The following is a 17,499-nucleotide window of genomic DNA, read 5'->3' as shown; positions in this document are numbered from 1 at the left end:
TTAGCTAATTTGGAATACAGTTTGCCAACTTGAAAAAGGATGAGCTTATATTTGTTGCAAATTAGAAGAGCCGTGTGAGGGGAGACTTTCAAGCACGGTTCTGTGAGAGGCTTGGGGTGAAATTCCCCTTGTCTACTCGATTACAAACCGTTAGGCACAAGGCGCTCACTCAGATGGCATATATAACGGAATAAAAAAATAAACCACAATTAAATAAGGTTTTCCTTACTCAAGGAAAGCAAAAAAATTATATATTTATTGAAAACAAAACTATGAAAAAACTATTATTACTATTAACAGTTACACTTACATTAAGTTGTTGCAACAACGATGACGACACCACTCCCACAAACCCAATAGACCAATTACCACCAACTACCCAAACAGGTGCTAATACCTTTGGTTTTTTAGTTAATGGAGAACCAATAAATGTTACTAACACTTCTCAGTAAGTTGCTATTTATCAAGGTGGGTTATTACAGTTTGGAGCTGGAGGAATTTTTATGCTTGTTCAAGAGCCTTTTATGATTAATACTCAAAATGATTTAACTGGAAAAGCAAGATATTTAATTGACCCAAATCCTGAATTAGGCTGCCACTATGAACTTGAAGACTCTTACGAGGGTTCTGTTATATTTTCTAAAATAGATACTGATAACTTTATTATATCTGGAACATTTCAGTTTTCGTCTATAAATGATAACTGTGAAAATATTGATGTTACCAGTGGACGTTTTGATATGCAATATATCCCATAGAATTAACCAAAAACAACACATTATGAAAAAACTATTACTACTGCTATTAGAAGTGTTGATATTTCTAAGTTTTATGAGCTATGTAACTCGTAATTCAATTAATACAATATTAACTAATGGTATAGATATTGTATAATACATACAAAGTAATGCTATATAAATACTATTTTGTACATTTGTAACATACTAAGTATTATATACTAAAGTAAAACGAGTTTTGAAAACAAAAATAAACATAGCTAATATTGCTCCTAAACAAGTGTTTTGGGATATGGACATAAGTAAATTATCTACTAAACAAGATAAGGCACTTATTATTCCAAGGATGCTTATGGCTACAACTAAAGAAACTTTTTTACAAGATATTACAAATGTAGAAAAACTTTATACTACAAATGAAATCTACGTAATATTAAAAAATACTAAAGAGCGTATTAGTAATAATGTATGTCGTATGGTGGCAACACGTTACAGTAAACCTACATTTTTACGTTATAAGTTCTAATTAATGAGTGCAGTAACTCCAGTACTCTTACAAACCATAAAACAATTACAAACACTACCAAGTTTATCTCAATTTGCATTAGCAGGTGGTACAAACTTAGCATTTCGTTTTAACCATAGACATTCTCAAGATATAGATTTATTTTGTCCAGAAATAGTAGGAATCAAGCATTTTGAAACTATTGAAACGGAAGTTAAAAACGTTTTTGGTGAAACAAATATTACAGGCTTAGAGTATCCTTTCGATAAAGAAAGCGACCAACACACCTACCTTAGATTTTGGGTAAAACAACCTTGTGGTGAATTTATTAAAGTAGAAATCATTCAAAATATGAAAATGATGGATGCTGTTGAGGTTGTAGATGAGGTAAGGTTAGTAACCACTAAAGACATTGGGCTTTTCAAGCTAATAAGTGGATCTAGTCGTGCAGCAAAAAAAGATATTTACGATTTAGATTTTATTACCAAAAAAATAAACATCATAGATTTATTTGAAGCTTTAAAGGTTAAAAAACAAACATTCAACAAAAAAGAACATCAAAATATTTTTGATCTAGACGAAGAGGTGTGTCCTACACAAAACCCGTACTTATTATTAAAGTTTGATGGTAAAGTAAAGCAAAACAGAATAAAGCCAATACACTCTAACGATAATATTTTAATTGTCGAAGGAGGTAAAAGTTGGATAAGTGTAAGAACAAGTTGGAGAATGAAAGTACGACGTCTGTATAAGCATTTAGAAATAGATTTCAACTAGATAATTTCACACAAAACAAAACCTAGTTTTTTTTTGCAAAAGGCAAAAAACCTAACTAAGGAAATAAACCAATCTAATTTAAACATAAAACAGGTCTTTAGCCCCCTATTCCAAACAAAAAGCACCACTTTAAAACCTATTCCAACCAAAAAGACACCCTTTTTCAACCTCTACAATGTATAAAACAGCCGTTTTTCAACCTAGACGTCCTTCCTTAATTGTGAGTCCTATGGGCTCTTTCTCCCACCTCGTTTCCCTTAAGCACTATGACTTCTGCTGACTTCTCCAATAGGCCAACTCGTAACTTTGGAGATCTCCCCAGGTAATGACATCTTCTTTCACTCAATACCTGCCGTATCTACCTACTTACCCTTTTGATACTCTTTGGGCGTTGCAATGATGTGGTTGCTTACCCGAATAAATAGGCCTCTGTATACGGTTTCTGTTCGTCAGTACCGAGTTTTGTAGTCTCGCTTTCTTCAGATGTAACTTTGCAGTTACCACCCTTGCGACTTACTAATGCTTCTAGGCGTTACCCCAGCGCATAAGGGACTTGCACCCTCTAGATTAATTACTTACTTTGCTGTAAGTTAAAGATGCCCATACTGGGCACACACACCTTATAAACTTAATTGACATTTATAGCACACTGCTTAAACAACGCAACTAAGCTTATACGTAAAGCACAACGTTTGCAACAACCTGAAGGAAATGATGAAATACAGAAAACATATTTTTGCGACTGGAATAATTGCGTTACTATTTGTTGGCTATTTAATTGCCGACAGTATGCTCTTCAACGGAATGAAACCCAAAGCCATAAATGAAACTGGTTTTCAGGCAAATTATTTCTTCAAAGAGGCTATTCAAAGTAAAACGACAGTAGTATTAATAGGTGGAGGACAATGGGGGGATTATTGGGCACAAGAATTTGCTAATAAAGAAATGGTTGGTCTATCATTGCCATATACGCGAAAAGAAGGTTTACCAAAATTATTAGAAGAAATTAATTTAGAATACTTTGAAACTGCAATCAAGTGGTTAGGAAAACAGAAATCAGTTAACCCTGAAAAAATTATTGCAATGGGAGCATCAAGAAATGTAGAATTAGCATTAGTGATTGCTTCAACATTCCCAGAAATTGTAAGCGGAGTTGTTGCGTATTCACCACGTTCGATTTCTTGGTCAAATACTGTTTTACCCTATAATTCAAATCAATTGAAACCAAGCTGAAAATATAACGGAATTGACATTCCGTATGTGCCTATGGATAAAATTTCTCGAAACGACTCGGGTAAAATTAAATTACTAGAATATTGGAAAAATGGTTTATCGAAAACGGATTTAGTAAATAAAGCAACTATTAAAGCGGAAAAAATTAATGGTCCTATTCTGCTTCTTTCCGGAAGTGATGATAAGGTTTGGCCCTCATTAATAATGGCTGATATGATAGAACAACGGTTAAAAGAAAATAATTTTAAGCATTCTTTTCAGAATATAAAATATAAAAATGCCGGACATTTAATTTCAAATAACCCAGAGGTAAATTCAAATTTTAGAACTGGAACAATTAACATTGATGGAAAGGACTACGAATATGAATTTGGAGGCACTAACGAAGGAGATTTTAAAGCCAGGAAAGACGCGAAAATAAAGTTAATAGAATTCATATAAAAAATACAAATCTGTTAAAAGGCTTCTGACAATCCAGTAGACCGCCAACAATCAATTGATTGCAAATCTGTTTATCCTACCACTTAATTACGAAAATCGCACCCTCTAAATCACTTACTTACTTACTTACTTACTTTGCTGTACGCAAAAGATGCCGATACTATATAAAAATATTTACTTAAATTAGGATCGCTGCTTAATTGCAAGCCTCTATTTTTACTACGAAGAGTCTGGACATACAACCTACCAACAAACCCTATACAAAAACGCTGACGGTAATGCATATTAAACCCAATCTGAATCTTCCAGCGTAAATATTTTGCTTATTTCGACGTCAAATAGTTGCGCTAATCTTAGTGCCAAAACTGTTGAGGGAACATATTTACCTAATTCCATAGCATTAATTGTCTGCCTACTCACTTTTGCCAATTTAGCTAAATCGGCTTGAGTGATATTTTTTTTTGCTCTTTCTACTTTGATACTATTCTTCATAATAAGCTGATTTTTTAAGTTTTGAAATTTGCCAATTAAATCTAATTATGAAAAAGATTAATACCGTAAACATATTGAATATCATGACCCATAAAAAAGAAAAATCGAAGATAAACAAAAACGCAAACAAAAGAATTCCGTAGTTAACATAAACAGCCCAAACCAGAGACTCTAGCCTAATTTTGGATATATATTCATCCTCTAATTTTTCTTTAGAGAAAGCAACAAGTAAAGAACTAATAATAATTAAAATTCCAAAGATTTCATTGAGAATATTATTCTTAACCATTCCTAGTAGCTGTTTATCCTTAAATAAGTCATCTATAAAAACTGCAGGGATATCAAAATCTAAAAAGTTTGGTTCGTACTCATATTTAAGTGTTATGAAACCTAAAATTGCCGAAGGAATAAGTAAAAACCAACCCGTTTTTTTGAATTTATTAGGAAATAAAAAATTTACTTTCATAATATTATAATTTTGTTGTCAACAAATGTAAAACAAATATCACAATTAGACAAACAAACTTTACATTTAGTACAGCGAACATTACCAATAATCGAGTTATTGCCAGCACACCTCTCAAAACCACCGCACTTACGGGTCTTCTAAAAGCAAATCACAATTTGTGTGTTGTTTACGTTATCCGTCATCTGTTTTGTAACCTCTTGTCTGGAAATTTAGCTCCTATAAACTCGGAGGTCTATTTTACTATTCAAAATAAAGAAAACGGTATTCAAATTTCAAGAATTATCTCGCCAGAATTTCAATAGAAATAAATGGTAACCCCTAATTTAAAACTCTTAAATACAACAAATTATTTATCTATTGCAGATAAAAATAAGGCGGTAACTGTTGCGACATTTTACGGGTATGCAGAAAAACAATAGTAACACCACTTAAAAATAAGCCTTATATTTTAGACTAATTAAAATCTATACTAGCCATCGGAATTCTAATGAGTATCTTACGTGCGCAACGAAGCCACTATTTATTTTAAAACAGAAACATTAACAAAAATCAAACCCACAATCAATCTAAAAGAAACACATATTGTTCCTGAAATATCCGCTCCAATGCGACTGCAGGAATATGGTGTTGGCCTATTCATTGCTGCGATTACGAAATCGGCGCTAAAAAAAGCACTAAAGAAAAAATTTATTACGGTTAACGCTGTTATTGCGACTTCCGCTACAGTAATAAACGGGGGTGACTGCTTAACTTTATCTATTCCAAAAGAAGTTACACCGCATAAGAAATTGGTATTTCAACTTAACGTTTTATTCGAAGATGATTATTTAGCACTACTCCATAAACCTGCGGGCATAGTAGTGAGCGGTAATAGTTTTAAAACTATTGCCAATGCATTACCTCAAAATATTAAACAAAGCACGCTTCTAGATGCTACTAAACCTCAGCCCGTGCATCGATTAGACTATGCGACCACAGGTGTTTTATTGGTTGGAAAAACGAGTAGTAGTATTCGTGCTTTAAATAAAATGTTTGAGGACAAAACGGTTTACAAAGTATATTATGCCGTTACTATTGGTAAAATGAAAAAGGCAGGAAGTATCACTTCAGAAATTGACGGTAAAAAATCACTATCGTATTACAATCTACTCGAAACCGTTTCCTCGCAAAGATTCGGCCATCTCAACTTAGTGAAATTAAAACCTCAAACGGGTAGAAGGCATCAATTGCGTAAACATTTGGCCAGCATTAACACTCCCATATTAGGGGATGCAGCATACGGGATTGAACCTTTAATTTTACGCGGTAAGGGGTTGTATTTACATGCATATTCATTAAGCTTTACACATCCATTTACAGGTAAAACAGTCTGTTTAAGGGATGAATTCCCTCCACGTTTTATGAAACTATTTAATTCTAAAATAAATGACATCTATGCTTATCAAACAAACCTCTCCAACCATAAATAGTAATAGCGTGCGTCTCAAACCACCTCTTACACCTGCTCTTCTCGAAACAAATTTAAGTCAAGCTATTTACGACCGTTCAATAATAAAATAACTCCTCTAACCATATAATGGTTTTGCTCGTTCTAAGAATTAGACTTTGGGCAATTGGAATCCTCTCGCTATAATGAGACTCTATAAGTAGCCAAAATTTTAACTAAGGCCTCGCTAATTGCCGTTTGCCCGTTATCGCTTCCCTCCCAACTACCGTATTATTTGCTAAATACCACCTCATTATTTTGTAAACTTTTTAGTTTATGACATATCTTTACCTAGCGATTTACCCTTCTTTATCCTTAGCCATCGTACGCGTCGCGCGGAATGTTACACCAAAACACAACTAGTATTGAAGTCTAAAGTGTTGAGAAAATTGACGTTGTTTGGTTTTGTTATTACTTAATTTCTGGTTTTATTTTTATTTAAGTCTGATGTATTTTTTTAAGTCAGAACCCAGTATTTCCAGTAGTTCTTTCTCGTTTCCATTTTGTGTTTCAGTGAACAAAAATCCGAAAACTGAATATTCATTCAATGCAATTTTTCTTAGATCCAGAGGTTTTTCAAAATCTAATACTAATTTCTCATAATCAAAGGACTCTATTTCACTTGCATCAATGCCCGAATTATTATCTAAAACAATAATACTATACTTTTTACCTTTTCTGGTTTTAAAAATCGTCTCCCAATCTGGTTTTATAGATTGAAAAAAGGCCTCATAGGAATTAATCCCGTAAGCATACCAAGATAAATCTCCGGTGGTGCAAAACCCTCCAAATCTTAAAGGATTTACCTCAATAGGGTTTATGATGCCTTTGTTATCAATTCTTAATTCTACGTGAGCAGGGAAATTTTTTAGTTTTGCTTTTTCCCCTATTATACCCAGAAAAGCCTCTATCTCATTCTTGTATTTTTGTATTATTTCTTGTGAAGTTGAATACACCTTATCACTTACATCTTTATCAGATAAAAATATATGATGAAGAATATTAAGCACCACTGGTTTTCCCTTATTATCGAAATAACAATCAATTGCGTACTCGTCTCCAGCTATATATTCTTCGATAATAAATTCTGATATATTTAAAACTTCCTTAGGGTATAGGTCTTTAGAATGGTTATTCTCAGAATCTATCTTATCTAAAACTTGTAGCCATTCTGCAGCAGTATCGACTTTGTGCACAGCGATACTAGAAAAACCAACTGCAGGTTTTATAATGAATGGGAATTTAAGTTCTTCCACAATAAGTTTTCTCAGATCTTCAAATCTCACTCCTTTAAAAAAATAATCGGGGAAAGACTCTTTAATTAGTTCTCTAAATTTGATTTTATTTTTGAACACTTCAATTTGATCGAGAAGGCTTAATGAAACCACATTCTTTTGAATCCAGTTGATTGTGTTTTCAGAATTGGTATACATTGGGGTTTCCGGATTCTTCTTTAAACTATCTTTTGCTTCTTCCTCGGTGATCCAATTCAGCTTTTTATCAGCAATCATATTTTTCGCCTGAGCAGTAGCCACAATTTCATAATTATTTTCCTTAATAGTTTTAATAAGAAAATCTGAAACATACGGTTTATCAATTACTATCATATAGTTATCTCTATTTTCACTCAATTTAACACCTATTTAATAAATGAGTCTGGTCTTTGGGATAGTCTTGGGAATTGAACCTCATCGTTAATGGCTTTAAGTCTAATTTTAAAAGTATATTCCTTTCAAAGAACCGGTATCACACTTCTAAATATAAAAATAACGCCTAGAAAATTTTAGAGGAAACAAGTATTCCACTAAATCCTTTTAAGAAAAAGGAGTGCTTTAAGAAAACATTGTTTTTTAGTGTATTACCGCGCCAACATTTGTTAAGTAAATACAGAATCGTTCACATAAAAAACACGAAAAACAATCACTTAACACCTCTTTTATTAACTTTTCGCTCTGTGTTTGCTTATAAAACTCTCTAGATTTCTCTTTGGTTCGTTTTCTTTTGCTAAATTAGTTGCTAATCAAAAATAAGGTACGATACACGGGGCCGTTAAATGCCTTTATAACTGAAATTTAGCTTCACTAGCATTAAAAAGAAGTAATACTACACACATTATGAATATGAATTTAGCCGTACTAATAGACGGAGACAACATACCCTCTGCTCACGTAAAGGAAATGATGGAAGAAATAGCAAAATATGGAAATCCCACGATTAAAAGGATTTATGGCGATTGGACGAGTCCGCATTTATCAAAATGGAAAAACCTATTGTTACAAAATGCTATTACCCCTATTCAGCAATATGCTTACACCGCAGGTAAAAACGCGACAGATTCGGCCATGATAATTGATGCGATGGACATTCTATATTCTGAGAAAGTTAGTGGTTTTTGTCTTGTTTCTAGCGACAGTGATTTTACCAAACTGGCGACTAGATTAAGAGAAGCGGGTATGCAAGTGATTGGAATTGGAGAGAAAAAAACACCAAATCCTTTTATCGTGGCCTGCGATAAATTTATTTATATTGAAATTATTAGGAAGCAAACGGAAAAGAAAGAAAATATTAGTCAGAAAGACCACGTAAAAGATAGCATAGATAAAGTCACTCCAAAAGTGACTAAACTAATCTCTGCTACTATATCCGATTTATCCGACGAAGATGGCTGGGCTTTTCTTGGAGATGTAGGAAGTTTATTGCAAAAAAAGCAACCCAACTTTGATTCTAGGAACTATGGATTTGAAAAGTTGACGCCCCTTATTAAATCCATCGGTAAGTTTGAATTAGAACAAAGAGAAAACACTAAAAGTAGACATAAATTAATTTTCGTAAAGAATAAATAAAAGCACATCTATAGTTATCATAAACTATTAATTTTTCTTAATTTGAGTTATAATAACACAAAAAGCTATAAAAACAAACACCTGTTTTAGGCCATTTAATTAAGCAATTTTATATTCCGATACATAAAAAAGACAGGATTTAAAGTCTTTCAAACTTTTAATTAACCAAGAAAAGCCTAACTATTTCTTAGTATACTACATTACCTCATTGTATAGAAGGACAGAGGAATGATTAGTATCGTATTTTGTAATTAAGACTTAATTTAAGGCTTCTCTTTGTAAACAGATAGAAACTAAACTTGCTGAACGTAGTCTTCAGCCCCTAAAAAAAAGAAAACTACCAATGCCCAAATTTGAAGTAGTACATGAAACCAACGATTATATAGTTGTAAACAAAATGGCCGGCCTTATAAGTGAGAAAAGCCCATACGAGAATAACACTGTTGAGGACCAAGTTTTTAATCACCTTTTAAAAAGTAAACGCAAACCCTATATTGGAGTAATCCATAGGCTAGATCGCGTAACAAGTGGCGTGTTGTTATTTGCCAAGAAAAAAAGTATTTTGGTAGAATTTAATGCCCTATTTAGCAACCGAAAAGTTCAGAAAACGTATTTAGCAATCGTTAAAAACAAACCTTCGAAGGATAAGGACAACTTAAAAAATTTTCTCGTAAAAAATACTCTAGAAAAAAGGGCAGATATAGTCCAATCAAAATCCAAAGACGCTTTAGAGTGTACTCTTTCCTACCAGGTTATAGACAAAAACGATTTTGGTTATCTCTTAGAAATTAAACCAAAAACAGGTCGATTTCATCAAATAAGGGCACAACTAGCCCATATAGGACTCCCTATTGTTGGCGATAAAAAATACGGCTCAGATCAAGACTACTTTCCTTTATCTATTTGTCTTCATGCACAAAAAATCACCTATCAAGTCTCTGGTAATAAGGAATTAAAATCGTTCGCAGCACCTTTGCCAAAGAATGAATTTTGGGCTTTCAAATCACGATAAACATTATAACTAGAACAGGCGTGTTTACCTAGCTTGCACTATTACTCTGTAAAGAAGCTACCCATTAATTTAGCAATAGGCACCAAAGTACTCTCCGTTATTTAAAGTGCAAACCCCTTCTATTCCCTTTAAACCACAATTCCTAATAAAACCTACAGCGGGATATTGTGTTTAAGCGTTAGTAAGGATAAATTTATTATGCCTGCCATTTCTTAAGAATTTTGTATTACCAGTAAAATTAGATCAAGGTGATCAAAGTCATATTTCAATTCAAATACCAATCGTATATTTAGGATAGGGAATATGAAAAATAAGTGTAGAACAAATAGAGTATACGGAAAACACAGAAGTCTTGGCTAAATTAGCGAAAACTTTAGCTCATCCTATTTGTATTGCACTCTTAAAGTGTCTTGAGAACCAATTGCGTTGTTACACAGACGATTTTGGGAGAGGTGTTTCCATTGGCTCAATCTACAGCTTCTCCACATCTAAAAGAATTTTAAAAAACGAATCTTATTTATGTTGAATTAAAACCGCGAGAATAAGGTACTGTATTAATAATAAAAATGGGAATGTTACAAAAGCAGTATTTCAGCAATGTTCTGATTGCTATTTTTAGCTACTACCGCCCTTTAGCGATAAAAAAATACAACTATTATGACCAAAATAATTAAAATACTAGGCACAGGATGCCCAAAATGCCAAGCGATGATAGGAGTTGTTAAAGATGTGGTTACCGAGAACAACATTGATGCAACCATTGAAAAAGTTGAGGATATAATGGAGATTATGAAATATAACGTAATGATTACACCTGCCTTGGTAATAGATGATGTTATTGCAATAAAAGGGAGAGTGCCTTCAAAAGATGAAGTATTGGCACTTTTAAACTAATTAAAACACAGATTATGAAATACGAAATTACAGCTTCATCCCACTCCAATCAGGATGCCGTTATTTATATAAAGCAATCAAATATAGATTTTGGCACCTCCCCAAAAACGGCTGAAACCTTACCAAATCCTGCTGAACTATTCTTGGGGTCTTTTGCCGCTTGTATGTTGAAAAATGTTGAACGTTTTTCTAGACTGATGAAATTCACCTATACAAAAGCCTCTCTTGAAGTCAATGCAACACGTCTTGAAAACCCACCTAGGATGGACAGTGTTTTTTACGAGTTAACAATTTATACTAATGATGACAAATTAAATTCGACCCTGCTAAAAAAGAATATTGAAAAGTTTGGTACCATCTACAACACGGTAAAATTGTCTTGTAACATCTCAGGAACGATTAACACGATTTAAAATGTTTGATTGGGTACAAAATAGTTCAGATTGGTTGGTCTATGATGTTTTTAATTTGAGCAAAGGGCAACATTTGACTGAAGCCTTAAACTTCTTTATTTATGATACCGCAAAGATTTTAATCCTTCTTTTTATTGTTATCTTTTTTATGGGAATCGTCAACAGTTACTTTCCCATAGACAAGGTTAAAAATTATTTGTCAAGGCATAAATTATACGGATTGGAATACTTAGTGGCAAGCCTATTTGGTGTGGTAACTCCTTTCTGTTCTTGTTCGTCAGTCCCACTATTTATCGGCTTTGTGAGAGGAGGAATACCCTTAGGTGTTACCTTTTCATTTTTAATTACTTCACCGTTAGTCAATGAAGTAGCCATCGGACTTTTTGTGGGGTTGTTTGGAATTAAAACAACCCTTATTTATGTGATAAGTGGTGTTTCATTGGGCACCATTTCGGGCGTTATCCTTCAAAAATTAAAATTGGAATCCTTTTTAACACCTTGGGTAAAAGAAATTTTGGCTACTGCACAAAAAGATCAAGATGCTTTTATTGCCGAAAAACAAACTTTAAAACAAAGGTTACCCATTATTTGGAATGAAGTGCTAAAAATACTTAAAGGTATTATTCCTTATGTGTTGGTAGGCATATCCATTGGAGGATTGATGCACGGTTATATTCCGGAAGGTTTTTTTGAAAAATATATGGACAAAGACAATTTATTTGCTGTACCTATTGCTACCATTTTGGCGGTGCCAATGTACTCGAATGCATCAGGTATACTTCCTGTAGTTCAGGTTTTAGTTGCAAAAGGCATCCCTTTAGGTACTGCAATTGCTTTTATGATGGGTGTTGTTGGCTTATCATTACCAGAAGCCATGCTTTTAAAGAAAGTGATGTCCTTAAAACTGATCGCCATCTTTTTTGGTCTCGTTACGCTTTGCATTATCATTTCAGGGTATTTATTCAACATCTTATTATAATAATACAGCAATACCAAATAAAAATGATGACCTATTTTGAGCTTACCGGTAGGTTGGATTTAACAGGAAAATAGAGGGAAATAAAACAGTAGTCTGATTCTGATCTCGCAAGCAGAATACACTAAAACCTAACTATTGCGAAACCTTTCCTCTTTAAGCTAAAATTAATAAAAACATAAGCCTTTGCATTCCCCAAAATGAATAAAACCTTAAGATATAACCTTTAATTAAAAAATAATTTATTGAGAATAAATTAAGGGGATTGCCACTGGCTTTGTGAGTTTTGCCGGTATAAATTCAAATAAAAAACAGACAACTTCCAACGAATTGCGTGTCACTATCAAACTATTATCTCCACCACATAAGGTTACAGACAGTTGTTTCAGCTTCTTAAGCGTTATTCTTACCCCATCTGCTACATTTTATTCATTGTTCTCTTTATAGCACCAATGCAATTCCTCCTATAAAAATAACTAAATAAGTTACGCCCAGTTGAATAGATTAATTACGTAAACAGTATAAGACAGTAAATCTATTACCGTGAAATATGCCTTAATTACGGATTAATGAAATATTTAAATAGACAATTAAAAATTCTTTTATGAAATAAGTTAAAGGCCCCACTCTTATTAAGCCTACCTTAGGTAAAAAACTATGTCTATAGAGCGCAGAGTACAATTGGTAGAAAGTCTATTTCATCAATTAGAGGAAGAAGGCGCTCAGTTTGAAAAAGCATCAGGAATGAGTTGTGTTTCTGGTTGCGGGAAATGCTGTACAAATCCCAATATAGAGGCCTCTCCATTAGAATTTTTACCTTGGGCCTTTCATTTGTTTAAGAACGGTGACGCAAAAAAAACACTAGATGTACTTAATAAAACTGAGACTTCAACTTGTTTCATTTACACATCTTTATCCCTAAGCGGTCACGGTCGGTGTAGTAATTACAAATACCGAGGTCTTATTTGTCGCCTATTTGGTTTCGCTGCCAACACCGATAAATACGGAAATTTAAGATTAGCGACTTGCAAAATCATAAAAGAAGGTCAGGCAGAAGACTATAAATCGGCTGCCGAAGCCATTACAAAAGGATTGTACGTACCTGTATTTACAGAGTATTATATGCAATTAAACCAAATTGACTTTCATTTAGGAAACATCATTCTGCCAATAAACAAAGCGCTTAAAATGGCTTTGGAAGAAGTACTTCAATATTATGCGTACAGACCTTTTCCTGATGTAAAAAAAGAGTGTATTTAAAAAATTCTTAGCCCGTTCTAATTTACCGATTAGTGGCGTCTGTTTATCGCTTTCTACTACGGTCCAAATTACAGCTTTTACATCTCGAGAGGTACGTTAACGAAAACTCGTAAACACCATACGTATTACCTATTTTAGAGGTATTCATATCGTAAGAAAAACCAAATCGCAGCTCGGAATATTCCAATCCGATAAATGCATTTATAGAGGTTAATAAATGACTATTATCGTCATTAAGCGCTGGGTTTGTAGCTGCTGTAAGACCTACAAGAAATTCCTCTACTTGAAATAAAGACCCCACATCTAAACGGTTATATTGCCCTTGTTGCATATAATTGGCAGTCATCATTACACTGCTATCATTTAAAAAAGGAAAACGATAATTACCGTGTAGCGAATAAAATATATCTAAAGGCACTTTCTCTCCTTCAACAAAAGAAATATTAGGTCTATTTAAATGTTTTACAGAAGCTCCAAACCAATAGGATGTGCCATAAAACGCTTCTTTTTCAAAAACAATACCGGTTGAGAAATCTACAAAATACGGGTTTTTAATAGTATTAGCCAAGGGGTCTACAGAATTCGGATTTATAGTTCCTGTATTAATATTTATCTGATCTCCCAGCCTAAGATTCCTAAATCGGTTACTTTTATTCCCCACACCAACTTCTATACCTGGTCTAAAAAACCAGCCGCCATCTAAATTGATACGGTGTGCATAATTTGTATTTATCTGAAAATAATTATAGTTATTAAACGACTCGTACTGCCATACGGCATTGACACCTATGCCAAAACCAAGATCCGGACCATAATCGAAAGACTTATTTACAAAGGCATACTGTGTGGTTAGTTTTAAATCTAAATTTGGCCATTGCAACCGACTAAGCACACCGGCATAGACTTTACCATTATCCTCAAATCCAGAAAACCCTGGATTTAAAGTTTCTTGCACATAATTAGCTTGCGAAAATATGGGGTCTTGAGCTTTTGCTGCAGACACCGTTAAGAGGAGTACTATAAAGAGTATAATTTTAAATTTCATTCTAGCTATTATTTAATAAATACAAAGGATCCTTGTTTTGCTATGGCATCGCCATAGAATGTGCGTGCTTTAAAAGTGTAATAATAATTTCCGTTCTCGGCTTCTATAGTGTTTATCTTACCATCCCAACCGCGTATACTCTCACCAGATTCTGAGTAAATAAGACTTCCCCAAGTATCGTATATATTAAGTTCTAAGGTGTTTAATCCAATATGTTTCGGACCAAAAAAGTCATTTAAACCATCTTCATTAGGCGTAAATGCATTGGGCATAATAAGTTTATAACCTTTTTCAATAGTTAGCGTCACGATAGTACTATAAGAGCAACCAAATGGATATGTAACAGTTTGGGTTACCACGTAATTCCCTGCTTGTAAATAAGTGTGAATAGGATTTTCTTCAGCGGAAAAACTGCCCTCTCCAAAATCCCATAAAACACTAACATAATCTCCGGTCGCTGTATTTGTAAATTGAATTGGATCTTGAATGGCAAACACACCATAATTAGAATATCCAAACGCTGTTATTTCGGAATCTGGCTGACCTATAACTGGCGTTTCTACATTGAAACTAAAATTGGTACTACAGCCTAAACTATCTGTAACTTCTAAAATCACCAATCCATTTTCGTCTGTAGTCATTGATTCATTATTTAGACCACTTACAGTACCGCTTGACCAATTATACTGGAAAGGCGGCACACCTCCACTAGCAACAGCAACAAACGTTTGATGTATTATCTGTGCTTCACAATCGGGTTCAGACTGAGTATCTACTCCAACCGCTAAAGGCTCAAACCTATCCACTTCCCAACTCCCTTCTATTTCGCAACCATTAGCATCTGTAACGATTACAGTATAACTATTTGGTGGAATGTCGACTAAATCTTCTGTGACTGCTCCATTAGACCAAACCACGTTAAAAGGTGGTGTACCTCCTGCTATTAATAAATTAATGGCGCCACTATTGGCATCATCGCAATCGAAAGCATTAATAACATTTGTAGAGAGCTGTAATGGCGCAATATTAATTATGGTAAAACTATCTTGAATAACACATGGCGTTCCATCTGTAATAGTAACAGAATACGTTCCCGGAGCTAAATTATTGCGCTCCACTCCTGCTGTATCATCATCATCCCAGACGACTGTAATAGGCTCCATTCCGCCTTCAAAATTAAGTACAATACTTGCATCATTTTCTCCAGAACAAGACATTTGAGTGACTTCAGGATTAATTAAAAATAGAGGCGCTTCTTCAATAATTATAGAAAAAGATTCTGAACAATTAACAGCATCTGTAATTGTAATCGTGTAGGTTCCTGGCGACAAGTCGGTTTGCACTGGCCCCGTTCCAAAATTGCTCCAAGCAATAGCGAAAGGTGGCACGCCTCCTAATATATTATTTATCGTAATTGAAGCATCATTATTACCGTAACATTCAATGTCTGTAGTTGTAACATCTATTGTGATGGCATCATTCTGAGTAATATTAATAGTCATCGTGTCGAGACATCCAGAACTATCGGTTACTACAACTGTATAGTTACCAGCACTTAAATTATCAATATTTGGATTCGCACTTACAAACCCATCAGGCCCTGTCCAAGCGTACGTATAACCTAGTCTTCCACCAATAACATATATTGTAATTGCTCCTGTAGAATCCCCATAACAAAACACATTTGTTTGAGAATTTATAGACACTTCAAGTAATGGCGGTTCTTCAATTAAAAAACTTTGAATGATGGGCCCACAGTTATTAGCATCTGTAACAGTAACCTCATAATTTCCCGGACCTAAATCTGAAAGATCTTCATTTGTAGAAAAAGACTGTCCGTCTTTCGTCCAATTATAAACATAAGGTAAAGTTCCGCCTTCAATACTAATAGCTATCACACCATCATTAGCTCCAAAACACGATATTGTTTGTGGGTCGAAATTAATAGCACTAAACACTAAGTCTTCAGGTTCTGTTATACTAAATGTTTCCGAATAGGGACAACCACCATCATCTAATACATTTAAAACATAAGTACCAATCTCTAGGTTGAAAACATCCTCATCCGTGCTGGTAAATCCATTCGGCCCATTCCATGTAATAGTATAAGGATTTGCATTTGAAAATGGCACACCTCCAGCTACAGAAATTTCGATAGACGCATTATTGGATTCAAAACAGCTGTTATTTGTTAAATCAGATAACACTGTAATAGACGGATTAACCGTTACCGTTACCTCGAAAGTATCCCCCAAGCAATCTCCAGCAACAGGCGTTACCGTATAGGTTGCTGTAGCTGGATTAGTAGTCGTGTTTTCTAAAAATTGTGAAATACTCGTTATAGGCGTTAATTCTTCTACGGCACCAATAACACCACCAACAGGACTTACAATAGGCGGCGACCACGTATAAGTTGTGTTTAGAGGCACAATATCTCCATTTGTATTATCGGGAATTATTGAGAACGTATTATTACTACAAATAAGAGCATCGTAATTACTGATTTGTGGCACTTGATTAATAGTTATTGGTGCCATTTGAGTCGTTAAATCACCACATCCTCCTTCCGAAAAGGAAATAATACAATAATAATAAAATACACTAACGTTTGTATTTGGCAGCGTTAATAGACTAGTGTTTGTGCCTACTGGGTTTGGTGTATCTAAATCGTTTGTATCATTGGAATACCACTGATAATCTGGAATGCCAACACCATTTGTAACAACAACCTCCAATTCTGCCATTGTATCGCCCAAACAGTATTCTGCACCAATAGGCTGTGTCACAATAGATGGCCCTTCATTTACCGTTATGGTTACCGGGTTACTCGTGGCGTTACAGTCGTAAGCGTTTGGCTGACTTATTTCGCAATAGTAAGTGTACACGCCTGCTGGTAAAGAGTTGTCGTGATTAAAA

At 34.2% G+C, this 17,499-nt stretch carries 16 protein-coding genes and 1 pseudogene; 12 read left to right on the top strand and 5 right to left on the bottom strand.

All coding sequences use genetic code 11. The annotated features are described in order from the left end of the window. Positions 1-272: 272 nt before the first annotated feature. The 5 genes and pseudogenes from ES677_RS14140 (at position 273) to ES677_RS15740 (ending at position 3,693) form a co-directional block, all read left to right on the top strand. Positions 273-452 (top strand): hypothetical protein, encoded by a 180-nt coding sequence (locus ES677_RS14140; protein ID WP_148381581.1) that lies wholly within the window; start codon positions 273-275, stop codon positions 450-452. 51 nt (positions 453-503) lie between these two features. Continuing rightward, positions 504-758 (top strand): hypothetical protein, encoded by a 255-nt coding sequence (locus ES677_RS14135; protein WP_148381580.1) that lies wholly within the window; start codon positions 504-506, stop codon positions 756-758. 217 nt (positions 759-975) lie between these two features. Next, positions 976-1,263, top strand: a complete 288-nt coding sequence (locus ES677_RS14130; RefSeq protein ID WP_148381579.1) for a DUF6922 domain-containing protein — start codon at positions 976-978, stop codon at positions 1,261-1,263. A gap of 3 nt (positions 1,264-1,266) precedes the next feature. Further along, positions 1,267-2,019, top strand: a complete 753-nt coding sequence (locus tag ES677_RS14125) for a nucleotidyl transferase AbiEii/AbiGii toxin family protein (protein WP_148381578.1) — start codon at positions 1,267-1,269, stop codon at positions 2,017-2,019. Between the two features lie 711 nt (positions 2,020-2,730). Beyond that, positions 2,731-3,693, top strand: a pseudogene (locus ES677_RS15740) (acyl-CoA thioester hydrolase/BAAT C-terminal domain-containing protein). A gap of 285 nt (positions 3,694-3,978) precedes the next feature. Here the strand turns inward: ES677_RS15740 and ES677_RS14115 are convergent. Both ES677_RS14115 and ES677_RS14110 read right to left on the bottom strand, forming a co-directional pair. Next, positions 3,979-4,185 (bottom strand): helix-turn-helix transcriptional regulator, encoded by a 207-nt coding sequence (locus tag ES677_RS14115; RefSeq protein WP_148370474.1) that lies wholly within the window; start codon positions 4,183-4,185, stop codon positions 3,979-3,981. Beyond that, positions 4,175-4,651, bottom strand: coding sequence for a hypothetical protein (locus ES677_RS14110; protein WP_148381577.1), 477 nt, complete (start codon positions 4,649-4,651; stop codon positions 4,175-4,177). The genes ES677_RS14115 and ES677_RS14110 overlap by 11 nt, the downstream gene beginning before the upstream one ends. Before the next feature lie 608 nt (positions 4,652-5,259). Between ES677_RS14110 and ES677_RS14105 the strand changes: the two genes are divergently transcribed. Beyond that, positions 5,260-6,123 (top strand): RluA family pseudouridine synthase, encoded by an 864-nt coding sequence (locus ES677_RS14105; protein WP_148381582.1) that lies wholly within the window; start codon positions 5,260-5,262, stop codon positions 6,121-6,123. Positions 6,124-6,574: 451 nt separating this feature from the next. Here the strand turns inward: ES677_RS14105 and ES677_RS14100 are convergent, their stop codons facing one another. Next, on the bottom strand, positions 6,575-7,747 hold the full coding sequence (locus ES677_RS14100) for an ATP-grasp domain-containing protein (protein WP_148370472.1): 1,173 nt from the start codon (positions 7,745-7,747) through the stop codon (positions 6,575-6,577). Positions 7,748-8,254: 507 nt separating this feature from the next. Here ES677_RS14100 and ES677_RS14095 point away from each other — a divergent pair. The 6 genes from ES677_RS14095 to ES677_RS14065 all read left to right on the top strand — a co-directional run bounded on the left by ES677_RS14095 (position 8,255) and on the right by ES677_RS14065 (position 13,538). Beyond that, on the top strand, positions 8,255-8,983 hold the full coding sequence (locus tag ES677_RS14095; RefSeq protein WP_148370471.1) for an NYN domain-containing protein: 729 nt from the start codon (positions 8,255-8,257) through the stop codon (positions 8,981-8,983). A gap of 343 nt (positions 8,984-9,326) precedes the next feature. After that, a complete protein-coding gene (locus ES677_RS14090) occupies positions 9,327-9,995 on the top strand; it encodes an RluA family pseudouridine synthase (RefSeq protein WP_148370470.1) in 669 nt (222 codons plus the stop codon). A 657-nt stretch (positions 9,996-10,652) separates the two neighbouring features. Continuing rightward, positions 10,653-10,889: a thioredoxin family protein gene (locus ES677_RS14080; protein WP_148381576.1), complete on the top strand. Its 237-nt coding sequence runs from the start codon at positions 10,653-10,655 to the stop codon at positions 10,887-10,889. A gap of 14 nt (positions 10,890-10,903) precedes the next feature. After that, on the top strand, positions 10,904-11,302 hold the full coding sequence (locus tag ES677_RS14075) for an OsmC family protein (RefSeq protein ID WP_148381575.1): 399 nt from the start codon (positions 10,904-10,906) through the stop codon (positions 11,300-11,302). Between the two features lies 1 nt (position 11,303). Further along, positions 11,304-12,281: a permease gene (locus tag ES677_RS14070; protein WP_148381574.1), complete on the top strand. Its 978-nt coding sequence runs from the start codon at positions 11,304-11,306 to the stop codon at positions 12,279-12,281. A gap of 654 nt (positions 12,282-12,935) precedes the next feature. Beyond that, positions 12,936-13,538 carry a YkgJ family cysteine cluster protein gene (locus ES677_RS14065; protein WP_148381573.1) on the top strand — a complete coding sequence of 201 codons (603 nt, stop codon included), beginning with the start codon at positions 12,936-12,938 and terminating at the stop codon, positions 13,536-13,538. Positions 13,539-13,581: 43 nt separating this feature from the next. On the opposite strand, the gene ES677_RS14060 is transcribed toward ES677_RS14065, so the two are convergent. Beyond that, positions 13,582-14,583 carry a PorP/SprF family type IX secretion system membrane protein gene (locus ES677_RS14060; RefSeq protein ID WP_148370465.1) on the bottom strand — a complete coding sequence of 334 codons (1,002 nt, stop codon included), beginning with the start codon at positions 14,581-14,583 and terminating at the stop codon, positions 13,582-13,584. An 8-nt stretch (positions 14,584-14,591) separates the two neighbouring features. Further along, positions 14,592-17,499, bottom strand: a 2,908-nt coding sequence (locus tag ES677_RS14055; protein ID WP_148381572.1) for a T9SS type B sorting domain-containing protein, incomplete at its 5' end; no start/stop codon positions are given.

It is taken from the genome of Bizionia gelidisalsuginis (genome assembly GCF_008086185.1).
GTDB lineage: Bacteria > Bacteroidota > Bacteroidia > Flavobacteriales > Flavobacteriaceae > Bizionia > Bizionia saleffrena.
Note: the sequence above shows the minus strand (reverse complement) of the source record. Positions and strands in the feature narration are given on the sequence as shown.